The 15386-nt window shown below is 69.1% G+C and carries 8 protein-coding genes; 5 read left to right on the top strand and 3 right to left on the bottom strand.

Annotated features, from left to right (window positions below):
- Positions 1 to 421: 421 nt before the first annotated feature.
- On the bottom strand, positions 422 to 1510 hold the full coding sequence (locus tag KEG38_RS39825) for a phosphodiester glycosidase family protein (protein ID WP_272425692.1): 1089 nt from the start codon (positions 1508 to 1510) through the stop codon (positions 422 to 424).
- A 271-nt stretch (positions 1511 to 1781) separates the two neighbouring features.
- Here KEG38_RS39825 and KEG38_RS39820 point away from each other — a divergent pair, with 271 nt between their 5' ends.
- Positions 1782 to 5795 carry a M36 family metallopeptidase gene (locus tag KEG38_RS39820; RefSeq protein ID WP_272425691.1) on the top strand — a complete coding sequence of 1338 codons (4014 nt, stop codon included), beginning with the start codon at positions 1782 to 1784 and terminating at the stop codon, positions 5793 to 5795.
- A 4-nt stretch (positions 5796 to 5799) separates the two neighbouring features.
- Here KEG38_RS39820 and KEG38_RS39815 read toward each other — a convergent pair whose 3' ends face one another.
- Complete coding sequence (locus tag KEG38_RS39815) at positions 5800 to 6600, bottom strand: alpha/beta hydrolase (protein ID WP_272425690.1); 801 nt, start codon at positions 6598 to 6600, stop codon at positions 5800 to 5802.
- Positions 6597 to 10052 (bottom strand): hypothetical protein, encoded by a 3456-nt coding sequence (locus tag KEG38_RS39810; RefSeq protein WP_272425689.1) that lies wholly within the window; start codon positions 10050 to 10052, stop codon positions 6597 to 6599. Before KEG38_RS39810 ends, KEG38_RS39815 begins: the two co-directional genes overlap by 4 nt.
- A 233-nt stretch (positions 10053 to 10285) precedes the next feature.
- On the opposite strand from KEG38_RS39810, the gene KEG38_RS39805 reads away from it, so the two are divergent.
- From KEG38_RS39805 to KEG38_RS39790, 4 genes are all read left to right on the top strand, one after another.
- A complete protein-coding gene (locus KEG38_RS39805) occupies positions 10286 to 10888 on the top strand; it encodes a DUF4142 domain-containing protein (protein ID WP_272425688.1) in 603 nt (200 codons plus the stop codon).
- A 309-nt stretch (positions 10889 to 11197) separates the two neighbouring features.
- Positions 11198 to 12046 carry an HAD hydrolase family protein gene (locus tag KEG38_RS39800; RefSeq protein ID WP_272425687.1) on the top strand — a complete coding sequence of 283 codons (849 nt, stop codon included), beginning with the start codon at positions 11198 to 11200 and terminating at the stop codon, positions 12044 to 12046.
- Between the two features lie 151 nt (positions 12047 to 12197).
- Complete coding sequence (locus tag KEG38_RS39795; protein WP_272425686.1) at positions 12198 to 13772, top strand: hypothetical protein; 1575 nt, start codon at positions 12198 to 12200, stop codon at positions 13770 to 13772.
- 18 nt (positions 13773 to 13790) lie between these two features.
- Positions 13791 to 15353, top strand: coding sequence for a vWA domain-containing protein (locus KEG38_RS39790; RefSeq protein ID WP_272425685.1), 1563 nt, complete (start codon positions 13791 to 13793; stop codon positions 15351 to 15353).
- Positions 15354 to 15386: the final 33 nt, after the last annotated feature.

Below are 15386 nucleotides of genomic sequence, written 5' to 3'. Positions count from 1 at the left end.
CTGAGCATTGGTCTCATCGCGAGGCGTCGCGCCGGGGCGCTGCCCCGGGCCCCGCGGGGGCTGTTCGCCCCTCGACCCGAACCAGGGCAAGCCCTGGACCGTTCGTGGAAGAACTGCGCATCGCGCAGTTCTTCCAACAGGCCCGTGGCAAGACCAGGAAGGTGCGTTGCACGCTGGCGGACACGTTGCCTATTGAATCGTCAGCACCGCGTCTTGATGGGCAGGGTCGTCGTTGGTCTTGACCTGGCCTGTTCGATGAACTGCGCGGGAGCGCAGTTCATCGACCCCGGGTCCAGCGCTTGCGCTGGTCCGGGTCCAGGGGCGGATAGCCCCGGTGGGGCCTGGGGCAAAGCCCCAGCGCAGCGCCTCCCAAGATGAGACCAATGCTCAGATCGGACGAGGCGGGGGACGCGGGCGCGGCTCAACGGGGCGCGGGGGCGCCGGATTGTTTCTGCTTCAGGTAGAAAAAGTCCCGAGGTGCAGGCTTCGATACATATCCGCTCTTCGTGTATTCGACCTTTTCGATCAGCGTCGACACGACGGCGGGTGGGGTGGAATGGTCGTACAGGAGGAACCGCGTATACGACCAGTTGATGTCGAGCTCCGCGGCGGACGCAGCACCGGCCGATTTCATTGCGGCGGCGAGGTCACGCGCCCATACCCACTCACCGATCGCGAAGAGGAGCGTCGTTCCGTCCTCGTGCAATCCGATCGCCGTGCGGCGAATCTCGCGATCACCTCCCTCGGCCGCGCCCCAGAGCCGCGCCGTGTCCTCGTTTGGCAGGCGCGGGTGGAGCGCGCCGCCCTCGATGAGGCACGGCGGCGTCTGCCGGTAGGACCGGATTTGCGCAGTGATGGGCGCGAGCGCCGGGAAGCTCGCGATACGCACGGACCCGTCGCCGAGAAGCGCCACCGTGCAGGCGTCCTCCCGCGGCGGAAGAAAGACGTCGCCGTCGACCATCATTCCCCATTGGCCGTGCTTCGCCATGAAGCCGCCATTGAACACCGCAATCAGCGAGGACAGATCCGCCGCCGGGACGAGGCCGGGGCGTCGATCCTTTGACACCACGGTCGACGTGGGCTCTTCCGTGCCCGCGACGAGGCGTAGATCGACCCGGCGCAGATCGATCGCCACGAGGACGACGTACGGGTGGGGTTTGATCGGGTGTGGATGGACCGTGGTGCGCGCGAGCGCGCCGGTGCCGCGTGCGGCGCCCTCCTCGAGGAGCGTGAAGACACCGTCGCCGGGTTTGGCGGTGCGGGCGTGGGGCGGCGTGAACGTGGGCGGCGGAAAAGGAGGACCCGAATTCGTGGGAGCAGCAACCGCTCGTGCAGGAGCGGTCTCCGGAGGGCTTGGTTCCGCAGGCTTCGGCGGCGGCGTCACGACAGGCGGCGCCGCGGGACTCGTGGTGATCCGCGGCGGCGGCGCCGAATGGTCGAGGGGAGGGGGCGTCCCGCCGCACCCGGAGGCGAGGATCGAAAGGAACCACGGGAAGAACCGACGGACCATGCCGCGCCGCCATTAGCACAAGTCGCGCGCCTGGCACCTCGGATTGCGAAAGAAAAGCAGCGCGGAGGGAAATTCCAAGCCGTGGTCGACGGAATCTTGCATCATCGTCCGAATACGTGCGGAAGCGCGCGCCAGTCCGCGGTGAGACCATAACGTTCCTCGTAAATTCGCTTCCCTCTCACGCGATAAGCGAGTACGCCTCCCTCCTTGGCCCGGCACCCGCCCGCTTCACATCGAGGCGGCGGGCGCGTCCACGTTGGTGGAGGATTCGATGAAGCGCTCCGTTCGTTGTCTCACCATGCTCACAGCGCTGGTCGGGGCTTCCTTCGCTCATGCGAAGGAGCTGCCGAACTTCGATGCTTATTATCGCGCGCAGCCGACTCCCGCCGGGGGTCCGCGCGTCTTGCGGTCCCCCCTCGGCGGACACGTCACGTCGGTGCACCCGCACACCGGCGCTCCCACTTTTTTCTGGGCCTCGCGGGATCAGAGCGGCACGAAGGCGCTCGTCGCGAGCACGAAGCCCGACGTCGCCGCGCGCAAGGCGCTCGTCTCCGCGGCCGAGATGTTGAAGCTCCCGGAAGCCGCCATCCAGGCCACGGTCGTGCGTGAAATTCACGATCGCGGCGCAGGCGGCGTCGTCGTGCGTCTCGGCCAGGAGATCGAGGGCATCGAGGTCTTCCGCGGCGGCGCGAACGTCATGCTCGATCGCAGCCATCGCCTCGTGGCTGCCTCGAACAACCTCCATCCGGCCGGGTTTGCCGGGAACAAGCGCGTCCCGCGCACATTCGTCGTGACACCTCAGGGCGCCCTCGCCAGTGCGTTCCGGGATTTCCACGGCACCGATCTTCCGGTGGCGAACCTCCTGCCGCGCGGCGAAAAAGGTCGTTACCAGACCTTCGATCTGGTGCCCACGCAGGCTCACGAGTTTGCCGGCCCCGCGCGCGTGAAGAAGGTGTTCTTCCCGCTGCCGGATCGCCTCGTTCCCGCTTACTACCTCGAAATCCGTCCGCGCGAGGTCGGCCAGAAGGACGCGGGGCTCTACGCCTACGTGATCGCGGCAGACGACGGGCGCGTCCTCTATCGGCAGAACCTCTCGCACGACGCGGTTTTCAATTACCGGGTCTGGGCCGATGCGAACGGCGACAAACGCCCCCTCGACGGCCCGCAGGCCGATTTCACGCCGCACCCGACGGGCCAGCCCGACAACTCCCAGCCCGACTTCATCGCGCCCGTGCTGGTCTCGATGGACGGCTTCAACAAGAACCCCCAGGGCACGTTCGATCCGTGGCTGGCCTCGGGCGCGACCTCGACGTCCGGCAACAACGTCGACGCGTATGCCGACCACGCCCAGCCGGACGGCTTCGGCAATGGCGACACGCGCCCGAGCGTCACGGCCCCCGGCACGTTCGATCGGGTCTACGACGTGAACCTCGCGCCGACGGCGAACCAGAACCAGATCATGGCCGCCGCCACGCAGCTGTTCTACGTGACGAACTGGCTGCACGATTACTGGTACGACTCGGGCTTCGACGAGAAAGCGGGCAACGCGCAGAAGAGCAACTACGGCCGCGGCGGCGAGGAAGGCGATGCGCTCCGCGCCGAGGCGCAGGACGACGCGCTCAACAACCAGAGCCGTAACAACGCGAACATGCAGACGCCTGCGGACGGCGAATCGCCGATCATGCAGATGTACCTCTGGTCGGGCGCGAGCACGCGGAGCCTCACGACGAACCCCGGCGGCACGGGCTACGGCACCGACGTGGCCGAATTCGGGCTGCAGGTCTTCAACACGACCGGCTCCCTCGCGCTCGTCGACGACCAGTCCACGACCACGACAAACGAGACGCCCGGTACGTTCGGCGACGGCTGCCAGTCCATCAAGAACAATGTGACCGGCAAGATCGTCGTCATCGATCGCGGCGCCTGCACGTTCAAGCAGAAGGCCGTGAATGCGCAGGCCGCGGGCGCGATCGGCATGATCCTCGCGAACCACCTGAACGAGGCCGCCCCGCCGTACATGCCGAACGGGCAGCCGAACCAGGCCCTGAACATCCCCGTCCTGTCCGTCACGCTGGCTTCTGGCAACGCCATCAAGCAGGCCATGATGGGCGGCGATGTGACGGCCACGATGGTCCGCTCGGCGGCGGGCGTCGAGCGCGACGGCACGATCGACAACCACATCGTCGCGCACGAGTGGGGTCACTACCTGCACAACCGGCTCGCATACTGCGGCTCCAACATGTGCGGCGGCATGGGCGAGGGCTGGGGCGACACGGTCGCGATCCACATGGCCCTGCGCGAGGGCGACGATCTCGACGGCGTCTTCGGCATGAGCGTCTACGCCACGGCGACGCTCGGCGACAGCGGCTACTACGGCATCCGGCGCGTCCCGTACTCGACCGACATGACGAAGAACGGCCTGACCTACCGGCACATCGCCGACGATCAGGCGCTGCCGGATCACCCGATGGCCGTCATCCCCGCGCCGAACTCCGAGGTGCACAACGCCGGCGAGGTGTGGGCGACGATGATGTTCGAGGCGACGGTCGCGCTGCTCAAGCGCAGCCAGCAGCCGGGCGCGCCCTACGACTTCGAAGGGGCTCGCCGCCGCATGGCCGACTACATCGTCGCGTCGCTCAAGACGGTCCCGCCGGACGCGACGTACCTCGAGCAGCGTGACGCGATCCTCATGGCCGCGTCCACGGTCGACCTGAAGGACATGGAGATCCTCGCCCAGGCCTTCGCCAAGCGCGGCGCGGGCTCGTGCGCGGTCTCGCCGCCGCGCGACTCGGGCGACAACATCGGCGTGGTCGAGAGCTTCGAGGTCAAGGCCTCGGTCTCGGACCTCGCGGGCGGGCTCGACGACACCGTCCAGTCCTGCGACTCCGACGGGCGCCTCGACGCCCAGGAGTCGGGCCGCGTGACGATCGAGCTCAAGAACACGGGCGTCGCGCCCCTCACGGACGCGGTCGCGAGCGTGACGGCGCAGCAGGCGGGCATTTCGTTCCCGAACGGCACGCAGGTGCAGTTCGGCACGGTCCCGCCCTTCGGGACGGCCAAGGCCACGATCGACGTCGCGCTCGACGGCTCGGTCGCCGGCATCAGCTCGGTCAAGCTCGACATCGCCGTGACGAGCGCCGAGACGTGCGAGCCCAAGTCGACGCTCGTCGAGGTGCCGTACATCAACTACGACAACGTGCCGGAGTCGGCCGCGATCGAGAGCGCCGAGAGCGACATCGAGACGTGGACGAGGTCGGGCGATGGCGCGGATCGGGTCTGGAACCGCATCCAGAACGGCCCGCCGAACCACGTCTTCCACGGCGTGGACTCGGGCAGCCTGAGCGACACCGCGTACGAGTCGCCGGCGATCGTCGCGGGCCCCGGGCCGCTCACGGTCACGCTGAAGCACCGCCACGAGTTCGAGGTCGGTCCGCCGCCGCAGGGCGGTGGCACCGTCAACTACGACGGCGCCGTCATCGAGATCTCGACGGACGGCGGGCAGAGCTGGCAGGACGCGGCCCAGTTCGCGATGGTGCCCTACACCGGCACGATCACGAACATCTCCGACAACCCGCTCGGGAATCGCCAAGGGTTCACGAACCGGAACGCGGCGTGGCCGGGCTTCAACACGATGACGTTGAACTTCGGCAGCTCGCTCTCCGGCAAGACGTTCAAGCTGCGCTTCCGGATCGGCACCGATCCGGCGGCCGGCGCGTACGGCTGGGAGATCGACGACATCGACGTGCAGGGCGCGGTGAACAAGCCGTTCGCGTCGATCGTGGAGGACAGCACGAACTGCGTGGGCCTGCCCGTGGCGAACGCCGGCGCGGATCTCGTGGTGTCGGGCGGTGACGAGGTCACGCTCGATGGTTCGAAGAGCAACGATCCGGACGGCGACACGCTCACGTACAAGTGGACGCAGACGGAAGGGCCCGAGGTCGCGCTCACGCCGAACAATGGGCCGAAGCCTACGTTCGTCGCGCCGAACACGCAGGTCGATGTGACCCTCACGTTCCAGCTCACCATCTCCGACGGCAAGGGCCTGGCGAGCGACCTCGTGAAGGTGACCGTTCAGCCTGGCTCGGGCAACGGCGAGGGCGGCGGCGCGGGCGTCGGTACCAGTGGCAGTGGCGCCGGCGGCGGCCCGATCATCGTCGAGGACGAAGGTGGCTGCGGCTGCGCCGTGGTCGGTGACGAGCAGAAGAGCCCGGTCGTGCCCGCGGCGGCCGCGCTCGGCTTGATCGGCGCCGTGTTCGCGCGGCTGCGCCGTCGCAGCCGCAAGTAATCCGTCACGGATGGGAGGCGGCGGCCCGCGCGGCCGCTGCCTCCAGCGCCTTCTGCCAATCCCCCCGCATCGAAGCGCTCACTGTGTGCCCCACGCCGGGGTAGGTGGTGAGCTCCGCCGAAAAGCCCACCGCGACGAGCGTGCGTACGGTCTCGGTCGCGCCGGCGAGCGGCACCATCGTGTCCGCGTCGCCGTGGAATGCGTGGACCTTTGGGGCGAATTTTCCCATCGGCCACGAGCTCGGGTAGAGCGGCGGCGCGAGCAGGCCGGCGAGGGGAAGCGCCTCGCCGATACGCTCGGGGTGTTTGACCGCGAGCGTGAAGCTCAGCATTCCTCCCTGGGAAAACCCTGTCACGATCGGCCGACCGCGTGTGGGCCGCGATCGTTCGAGCTCCTCCAGCATCGCCGCGAGCCCGTCGGCCGCGAGTGCCGTGCCTTCCGCCAGTTTTGCCGGATCTCGACGCGCGAGCGGGAACCACGAGAAGCCGTCGCTGTACGGCGTCGTCCCGTACGGCACGACGACCCGCATGCGACCTTCGATCGGATCGAACAGCCGAACGAACGACTCCGGACGATCCCCGAGCCCGTGAATCGCCACCACGAGCGGCAGCCGTTCGGTCGCGGCGGCGCCGCCCGTCACGCGTTCGAGGTACCGGATCCCCGCGGCCTCGGGCGGCCCGGATGCGGCCTTCGCCTCGGTCCTCGGGGCAGCGCTCCCCGGCGGAGGCTCGGGCAGCGTGTCACGCCCGCACGCGGGCGCGAACAGCACGAGCGCGAGGAGGACGGCGCCCTTTGCGTGGTTCATGCCGAGGCCAGGCGCGCGACCCGCTCCCGCTCGCGCTGCGGCGGCGGAAGGATCGACGCGCCGAAGAGCACCCGCCGCGGCGCCTCGCCCGCGACCTCCTCGCGCCACGACAGGGCCCACTCGGCCCAGGGGATGTGCTGATCGCGGAACAGGATCTTCCGTAAATCGAGCGGCTTGGGCTCGATCGCCGGGCGCTCGCCGCGCACCACGGGCGGCACGAGCGGGCCGCTGAAGCCGGCGTCGAGGGTGTAGATCACCTCGGTCCGATAGCCCTCGCCCGGCCAGAGCACGAGGCCCTCGTCGGCGATGTCGTACGGCACGTCTTCGCCGAGCGCCGCGCGGATTTGCTCGCGCACGAGATCCACGCCGGCCATGCGGTAAAATCCGGCGATCGCGTTCTCGAAGAGGATCCGATCCGAGCCGTCGAGCGCATCGACGAACCCTGGCTCGGTCACGCTCGCCACGACGAGCCCGCTCTGCTCCTCGAACGCGATCACGGTCTTTGCCTTGGAGATCGCGTCGCAAGCGAGCTCCAGGCGCAGCCGGTTCGAGCCGAGCTCGACGCTCTGCACGGTGATGACGCCCGCGCGGAAGCGGGGGCAGGCCGCGAGCAGACCGCTCACCTCGCGATCGACGGCGCGCCGCACGGTCTCGCGCAGGTCGTCGAGCTGCTCCTGCAGGCCGCGCAGCGAGCCGTGCCCGTGCTCGATGCCACGCGACTCGTCGAGATCCGCACGCCGCGCCGCACGCCGCAGTTTTCCGTACAGCTTGGGCAACGTGCCCGAGTGAAAGCCTGGGCGCATGAGCGTGCCCACGGTCTCGCCTTGATGCCCGATCGGTACGGGGCCCAAGTTTTTCGCGCGGTTCTCGCGGTAAAGGCGGAAGTTTTCCTTGAACTCCCACACGAGGAAGCCGAACACGCTCGGGAAGAGGAAGACCGTCGTCGCCGCGATCGTTCCGCCGATCACCGGGCCGAGCGGGGCGAGCGCGTGGTTCATGACCGTCAGCATCTCCGCGAGCTGCTGGATCAGCATCTTCTGCGCGACCGTGACCACCGGGAAGTGCTTCACCGGGTTGATCTCGGGCTCGATGAGCAGCGTGATGTAGAGCCGGATCACGTACGCCACGAAGAACCACACGAGCCCGAGCGCGGCCTTGAGCGGGATCGTGGCGCGCTTGTCGCCCTCACGGAACCGCAGGAACTCGTCGACCCGATAGAGCGTGCGCTCCGAGACCTCCAGCATCGCGCGGAAGATGCTCATCACGAGGCGCAGGAGCCCCGGCAGCGCGCGCCCCTTGAGCGCCTCCCAGCCGAGCGCGATCTGGTCGAACACGACCTCCTGCGCGACGAGGCCCGCCCGCGTGTTGAGCAGCACGCTCGCCGCCACGAACACGCCTGCCGCGCCGAGCGGCCCGATCACGCCGGGAACGTCGCGCAGAGGCGTGGCCAGGTAGAGGATCGTCGCGACCACGAGCGGCATGAGCACGTAGCGCGCGAGCGCCCGTGCAAGCCCGCTCTCCAGCACGCGCCGGATCGGCCCGAGCGAGAAGACCCACCGCGGCAGGCGCACGAAGACGGCCGCGAGCGCGTGGCCGAGCATCGACAGGAGCCGCATCGCGCCGGCGCGGAGGGCTTCGCTGTGGATGAGCCCGAAGAGCACGGCGGTCGTCACGAGCAACGACGGCGTGCTCACGAGGTGCGGCGGCACGAAGCCGAGCGCCTTCGCGGCCGGCCCGACCATGTGCTGCAAGCCCTCCAGCACCACGAACGCGCCACCGGCCGGCAGGATCACGAAGAGCGTGACGAGCCGACCGAGCTTCGTGCCGAAGAACACGCTCGACACTTTTTGCAAGGCGCGCAGGTACACCTCGCCGCGGCGGTAGACGCCGTCGAGCGAAACATCGAGCGCCTTGTCGGCGAGCAGCAGCGGATCGCCGCGCACGAGCTCACCCGGGAGCCCGACGTCGCCCATCTTGAGCTGGCTTCTGGAGAGCGCGTCGCGGAGCTGCCCGATGCTCAAGAACCCGCGCACCACCACCTGATCGCAGAGCTCCTCGACGAGCTTCTTCCGCGCCACGCGCTCGGGCACGCTCGCGGGCCGGAGGCCCACGCCGTCGAGCGTCCCCTCGATGACCGGCCGCAGCGTTTTCCGTACGTTCTCCTCGGCCCGCCGCACCGCCATGCGCAGGAGCCGCGCGATGAGCCGTCGATCCGCGGACGGCATCTCCACGTGCCTTAGCTTTTGCAACGCGTTCCGCAGGTGCCGCGCGATCTTGAGCGGCCGCGTCGCTGGCAGCTTCCGCACGATCGGGCGATCGCCGAGCGAGAGCGCCCATGTCACGAGATCGACCGCCGACGCCCCGCGCTCGTGCGCCACGCAAGCCCGCTGGAGATCGTAGAGCAGCCGTGCCTCGACCGGGTACCTGAGCGCTTGCCTCTCGCTCGCCGTCACCGCGAGCGGCATCAGCGACGAGGTCCACGGCACCCGCGGCGCGCCCTCCGCGCTCTCGCCCGGGCCCACGAGCGCCGCGTCGAGCCGCGCGCCGAGCGCGTCGAGATCCCGCTGCACCTGGGCGCGCAGCTTCACCTGCTGATCCTCGCCCGCCGCCGGCATCGCCGCGAGGAGCGAGAGCGCGGCCCGCACGTGGTTCCCCTCGGCGCGCGCCTTCTCGGCCTGGGCCACGAGCTTCTGCGCGCCCGCGACCGTCGTCGCCCGCCGCGACAGGAACGCGGGGAGCACGTCGAGCGCGGGGAGCGCCGAGTACGTCGGCGTCGTCGACTCCTTGCCGAACGGCGTCTCCGAAGGCTCCGCCGCGCCCCCGGGCCGGCACGCGGCGAGCAGCGCGCGCGCGTCCACGTCCCCGCCGATCACCGCGAGCGCGCGCGACGTGTCTCGCAGCGTGGGGAACGTCCTCGCCACGAGGCGCGGGGCGAAGTGGTGCAGCTCCAGCAAGAGCGCGGCGAACTCCGTGTACACCTCGGCGTCGTCGGCCGGGGGCAGGAGCAGATCGTCGGCCCGGAGCACGCGCCGGATCTCGTCGAACTCCGTCTGCCCGATCCGATCGATCCGCGCCCGGATCGCCGCTTCATCGAGCGCACCGCGGCGCCGCGCGGCTTCGAGAGCGAGGTGCACACGCCCGTGGAACGCCCCGCGCCAGAGCCGCGTCAGCACCTCGGCCGGCGACGCGTCGAGGATCTCCGATCCCTTCGGCCGGGGCAGGAGCACCACCTGCTCCGGCAGCTTCTTTCCCGCCTCGCCGAGCTCCGCGGCTGGCACGAGCGCGAGGAGCTCGTCCCTCCCGAGCGCGTAACACGACGCGTGCGGCACCAGGAGCCCGATGCCCACGATGCGCCGGTGCCGCTTGATCACGCGGGCGACGAGGCGGCTGTCCACCACGAGCGTCCCGGTCTCCGCGCTTCGCAGGCTTCGCTCGATGGGGGTCGTATCCATGCGGAAGAGCGGTGCGGCGGGAGCGCCGCGCTCGGCCCCACTTACACCACGCAGCGCGGAGGCACAACGACCCGGGCGGAAAGCATGTTGCCGTCCGGTGCCCCCCGACCTCGGGAGACGGTGCCACCGGCTCTCGCCGCGCGCCGCGGGGCTTCATGGCCATGGGGGCGCTGACGCGTGGATCTCGGCTTTGGCCGAAGCGAGCGGGCGGCGCCTTTGAGAGGAGACGACGCATGGCTCACGCATTCCATCGATCCTTCGGCCGCGCCTTCCTGCTCTTCGCGCTCGCGTCCGTGGGCGTGTGGGGCTGCGGCACGGAGGCGGGGAACAACCGCCCGGGTCAGGCCACGGAGGAGCCCTCGGAGCCGATCTCGGACGGACAGATTTTGGCCGTCGTGTCGACCATCGATCAAGGCGAGATCAAGAACGCGAAGACCGCGGAGCAGCGGACCGCGAACGACGCGGTCCGCACCTACGCGCAGCGCATCGGCGACGAGCACGAGGAGGCCGAGACGCGCATTCAGGCGCTCCAGGAGAAGCTCCGGGTGAAGCAGGAGGGGAGCGAGATGCAGTCGAACCTCCGCCGCGAGGCCGATCGCATGGCCGAGCAGTTGCGGACCGTGCCGCAGAACCAGTTCGACGTCACCTTCCTCGACGCGCAGATCGCCATGCACCAGCGCGCGATCACGCTCCTCGACGCGCAGCTCATCCCGAACGCCGATTCGGCTGAGCTCGAGACCTTCTTGCACGAGATGCGCAGCTCGATGGTCACACACCTCACCCAGGCGCGGCGCCTGCGCAGCCGCTTCCCGACGCCCCCGGGCGGCGGGCTCTGATCCGCGTAGAGCCGATAAATACGGAAAATATCTCGGGCGCCCAGATCGGACTGGATACGTCCGATCTGGGCGTCGATTTCCGTCGGCCTCATGCCATTGCATGATAATCTCGGTTACGGCTGGCGTCATGGACGGGGAGCCGGCGGCCGAGGGCCTCGCCGCGGCCGATCGTGGCCTCCCTCGTCCCGCGCCTCGGGGGCCACGTCTTTCTTTACGGCTTTGGCCTCGTTCGCGAAGGAATGGATCCCATGCTTGTCTTGAAAAACCCGAACCCCGGCCATTTCATGCGGGCCGTGCGATGGACGCGCCATGCCGCCGCTCGGTGATCGCCGCATGTATCTGCCGCGCATCGCGGCCCCGCGCTGGGTCGTCTTCGCCGATTTCGACGAGACCTACCTCGCGCACGACGGCTCGCCCGAGCGCCGCCGCGATCGGCGCTCGCTCGAGCAGCTCCTCCTCGAAGAGGCCTCCGCGCTCGGCCTCGTCTTCGGCTGGGTCGCCGACGGGCCCATCGACGTCGTCGCCGCCACGGTCGGCACCCACGGCCTGCGCGTCGTGCCCCATTTCATCGCGAGCTCCTGGGGCGCCGAGCTCGATTTCTTCACCCGCGAGGAAGGCCGCCGCCCGGTCGCCGAATGGGACGCCCGCGTGGCGCAGAGCGGCTTTTCGAGGGCCCGCGTCGCCGCCGCGCTCGACGATCTCCTCCGCCGCGGCGTCCACCTGATCCGCCGCGAGCAAGCGGGCAGACGCATCGACAGTTACATGTTTCAACCGAGCGGTCGCGGCCGGCACCTCGAGATCGCCTCGATCCTCCACAAGGTCGCCGAGCGCCACGGGATTGGCGTCCACGTCTATCCCTGCCACCCCGCGCTCGGCGAACCCGAGGGCGCCTACGACGTGGATTTCGTGCCGCGGGGCGTCGGAAAACGCCAGGTCGCCGATTTCGTCCTCGATCGCCTCGGCATCCCGCGCTCCCGAGCCTTGGGCTTCGGCGACGACGTGGGCGACGTCGACATGCTCTCCACTGTCGAGCACGGCTACCTGGTCGACAACGCGACCGACGACGCTCGCCGCCGCTTCTCCCGCACCGCCGGGGCCAGTTATGCCCGCGGGATCCTCGACGTGATCGAGCGACGCATCGAACGCGTCCGCCTCTGATTCTCGCCCTCCGCCGCGACACCGCTGTCAGGGCCGCGCGCCGGCCCTGGCAGCACGATCCCTTCTCGAATCCCGGGAATACGTGTATGGCACATGGTTTGCTGGCCGTGCCCAGCCTTCGTCTTTCCCTCATGCAGGAGATGAAATGCCGATGGAACGACCTTATGCGGCGCGTCGCGCGTTGCTCCACCCGTTGTGGCTCGGATCTCTCGCCGTCCTCGCCCTGAACGACCACGTCCTCAAGGGCGCGGGCATTCTCCCCGGCGCGATCACGGGCAAACTGAGTGATTTCGCCGGGCTCGTGGTGGCGCCGGTGCTCCTCGCGGCGCTCCTCCGTCTCGGAAGCCGCCGGAGCCTTTTCCTCGCGCACCTCGCCACGGGCGCCGTCTTCGCCGCCATCAAGCTCTCGCCCGCGGCGGCGCGCGCCTTCGAGGCGTTCACCGCGCTCACGCCATTCCCCTGGCAGATCACCGTCGATCCCACCGATCTGATGGCGCTGCCCGCGCTCGCCCTCGCGTGGCGTGTCCTCGTCCCGGCGATGCAGCGTCCGCTTCCGGAGCGCCCTCTGGCCCAGCGCACGGCCGTCGTCTTCGGATCGCTCGCATGTGCCGCGACCAGCGAGCCCCAGGAACCGCCGCCGACCTGCGACCCCGAGTTCTGCGGCGTCACGCCCACCGAGGCCGGCGCGCTCTCCCTCGGCAATACCACGACCGGCGAGCGCCTCGTGCGCCTGCGGCCGCTCAAGGACTCGGTCCAGGTCGATTGCGAGACCCTGCTCGCCGATCCCGAATCCGCGCTCTCGCGCGAGCTCTTCGCGCCCGCCGAGGCGTGGCTCCTCCAGCCGGGCCGGGGTTTGCCCCTCCAGAACAATGACACGGCGGGCTGCGTCGCCTACCTCGTCGACGCCGACGGCCTCTCGCCCACGCTCCTCGCCTGGTCCTCCTCGAGGTTCCCGACCCAGTTCGTCTCCACGGCGACGAACGCGGACGACGGCCTCATGATCCCGCTCTCGCTCGATTCGAACGGAAAACTCTCGCTCGGCCCGCACGAGGCCGTCTTCAAGGCGCCCGCGCTCGAAGAGCCGCCCGTCGCCCCCGGCTGCGGCTCGCCCGACGAGACCGTCGGCATCGAGTGGTCCACGCCGGTCCCCATCGGCGGGCCTTGGATCGTGGAAACCATCATCTCCTCGCCCGACGATTGCCACGCCCTCGTGCTCCAGAACAAATCGACGATGTACGTCTGCCTGCCCAAAGCGGCCATGCCGTTCAAGGCCGGGGACAGCCTCATGATCGACGAGCATGATGGCATCGCCGGCTCTGCCCCCGAGACGAACGGCGAGCCGCCCGAGGGCAAGGTCCTCATCCTCCACAGCGACACGCACACCGTGGTCGCGACGCGCGGCAATGTCCTCGCGCGGTACGGGTTTACGGGCACGGACGCGCCGCTCGGCGAGCCCACCGTCGAATCCGATCTCGTCGAGGGCTGTACCGGCGCGCACGACGAATGCGGCAGCCTGCTCGTCCCGCTCGAGCTCAGCCTCCTCGGCGCTCACGTCCCGTCAATCTCCTTCCTGCGCGCAGGCAAGAGCATCGATCTCGCGGACGGCTACGGCACGCTGCACGTCGTGCGCGCCGAAGCCATGCCCATTCGCGACACGGAATGCCCGCCCTTCGCTCGCTCCAGCCGTCATTACGAATCCGTCCTCGTCATCCCCGCGGGGCCTTGATTTCGGGAGGAAACCACCATGGACCATCGAATCGGTACAGCGCTCCTTTCGACCTTGCTCGCCTCGCTCGTGCTCACGGGCTGCGCGGCCGACAGCGCGGAGTCGGGCGGCGCCAGCGCCGCTCCGGAGCCCGGACCCGGCGCCACCGGCGTCTCGCAGGGCGGCGCCCAGGACTTCGGCCTCTTCCGCCAGATCCTCGAGGACGGGAAGATCCCGGGCCCCGGCGCGCTCGACGATCTCGGCTTCTTCGCCGAGCACAAGCTCGATTACGCCCCGCCGACCTGCGGCAACGACGTGTGCATGCACGGTCTGCTCGGCGTGATGGGCAACATGATCACGGGCTCGAATTGCACGCTCGTCCAGATCGGCATGAACTCGCCAATCGACGTCGGCAACATCACGCGCCCGCCCTTGCATCTCGTCGTCGCCGTCGACGTGAGCGGTTCCATGGCCGGCCAGCCCATGGATTACGTGAAGGCGGGCCTCGTCGAGATGATTCCGGCCCTGAAGCCCACGGATCGGATCTCCCTCGTGACGTACTCGACGAGCGCCAAGCTCGTCCTCGATCATGTGAACGCGTCCGATACCCAGGCGCTCCAGAGTGCATTCCAGGGCCTCTTCGCCGCGGGCTCGACAAACCTCTACGACGGCCTCTTCACGGCGTTCTCCGTCGCCGATCAGCATTTCGACCCGACGTACCAGAACCGCGTGCTTTACCTTTCGGACGGCGTGGCCACGGCGGGCCTGCAAAACTCGAGCAAGCTCACCTCGCTCGCCGAGGCGTACGCGAAGAAGGGCATCGGCGTGACCACGATCGGCGTCGGCAAGGATTTCGACGTCGAGGCCATGCGTGACGTCAGCGAGGTCGGCGCGGGGAATTTCTACTTCCTCGAAGATCCAAAGGCCGTCGTGGAGGTCTTCACCGACGAGGTGAATACCTTCCTCGTGCCCGTCGCGCTCGACGTGAACATCGACGTGACCGTCGGCGGCGGCTACGTCGTGCGGGGGATCTACGGGACAAACGGCTGGCAGACGGCCGAGGGCGGTGGGACCATCTCGATCCCGAGCCTCTTCCTCGCCGGCCGCACGAGCTCCGAGGATCCCATCTCGGAGGGCCGGCGCGGCGGCGGCGGCGCGATGATCCTCGAGCTCGTGCCGCGTTCCGGCGCGATCAGCGTGCCCGATCCGTACGAGGTCGGTTCGCTCGTCCTCTCGTACAAGGACCCGCTCACGGGCTTCACGAAGTCCCAGGTCACGGACATCAAGGCCCCGCACGTGTACGAGGATCCGCAAGAGTTCTTCACGGACGAGACCGTCGAGAAGGGGTTCGTCATGCTGAACATCTACGCCGGCTTCAAGCTCGCCGCCGAGCTCACGGCCGACAGCGATCCGCGCACGGCGCGCCGCACGCTCGAGGCGCTGCGGCCAAACGTCGACACGTGGCTCGCGGAGCATCCCGACCCGGACATCCAGGACGATCTCAAGTACATCGACCTCTTCATCGAGAACCTGAAGGTCGTCGAGGCGAGCACCACGCCCTACGAGCCGGCCGATCCGCCGCCACCCTGGCCCGCCGACTGACGCGTCGTCATCGACGGGGACCGCTTCGCCGGG

Source organism: Polyangium jinanense (assembly GCF_028435265.1).
Lineage (GTDB): Bacteria > Myxococcota_A > Polyangia > Polyangiales > Polyangiaceae > Polyangium > Polyangium jinanense.
The sequence above is the reverse complement of the archived record's forward strand: the minus strand, read 5'-3'. Positions and strand labels throughout refer to the sequence as shown.

Excerpts from the sequence above, each read along its gene's own strand:
- KEG38_RS39805 (WP_272425688.1), top strand. The coding sequence starts at position 10,286 with ATGGCTCACGCATTCCATCGATCCTTCGGCCGCGCCTTCCTGCTCTTC.
- KEG38_RS39820 (WP_272425691.1), top strand. The coding sequence starts at position 1,782 with ATGAAGCGCTCCGTTCGTTGTCTCACCATGCTCACAGCGCTGGTCGGG.
- KEG38_RS39815 (WP_272425690.1), bottom strand. The coding sequence starts at position 6,600 with ATGAACCACGCAAAGGGCGCCGTCCTCCTCGCGCTCGTGCTGTTCGCG.
- KEG38_RS39795 (WP_272425686.1), top strand. The coding sequence starts at position 12,198 with ATGGAACGACCTTATGCGGCGCGTCGCGCGTTGCTCCACCCGTTGTGG.
- KEG38_RS39800 (WP_272425687.1), top strand. The coding sequence starts at position 11,198 with ATGCCGCCGCTCGGTGATCGCCGCATGTATCTGCCGCGCATCGCGGCC.
- KEG38_RS39790 (WP_272425685.1), top strand. The coding sequence starts at position 13,791 with ATGGACCATCGAATCGGTACAGCGCTCCTTTCGACCTTGCTCGCCTCG.
- KEG38_RS39825 (WP_272425692.1), bottom strand. The coding sequence starts at position 1,510 with ATGGTCCGTCGGTTCTTCCCGTGGTTCCTTTCGATCCTCGCCTCCGGG.
- KEG38_RS39810 (WP_272425689.1), bottom strand. The coding sequence starts at position 10,052 with ATGGATACGACCCCCATCGAGCGAAGCCTGCGAAGCGCGGAGACCGGG.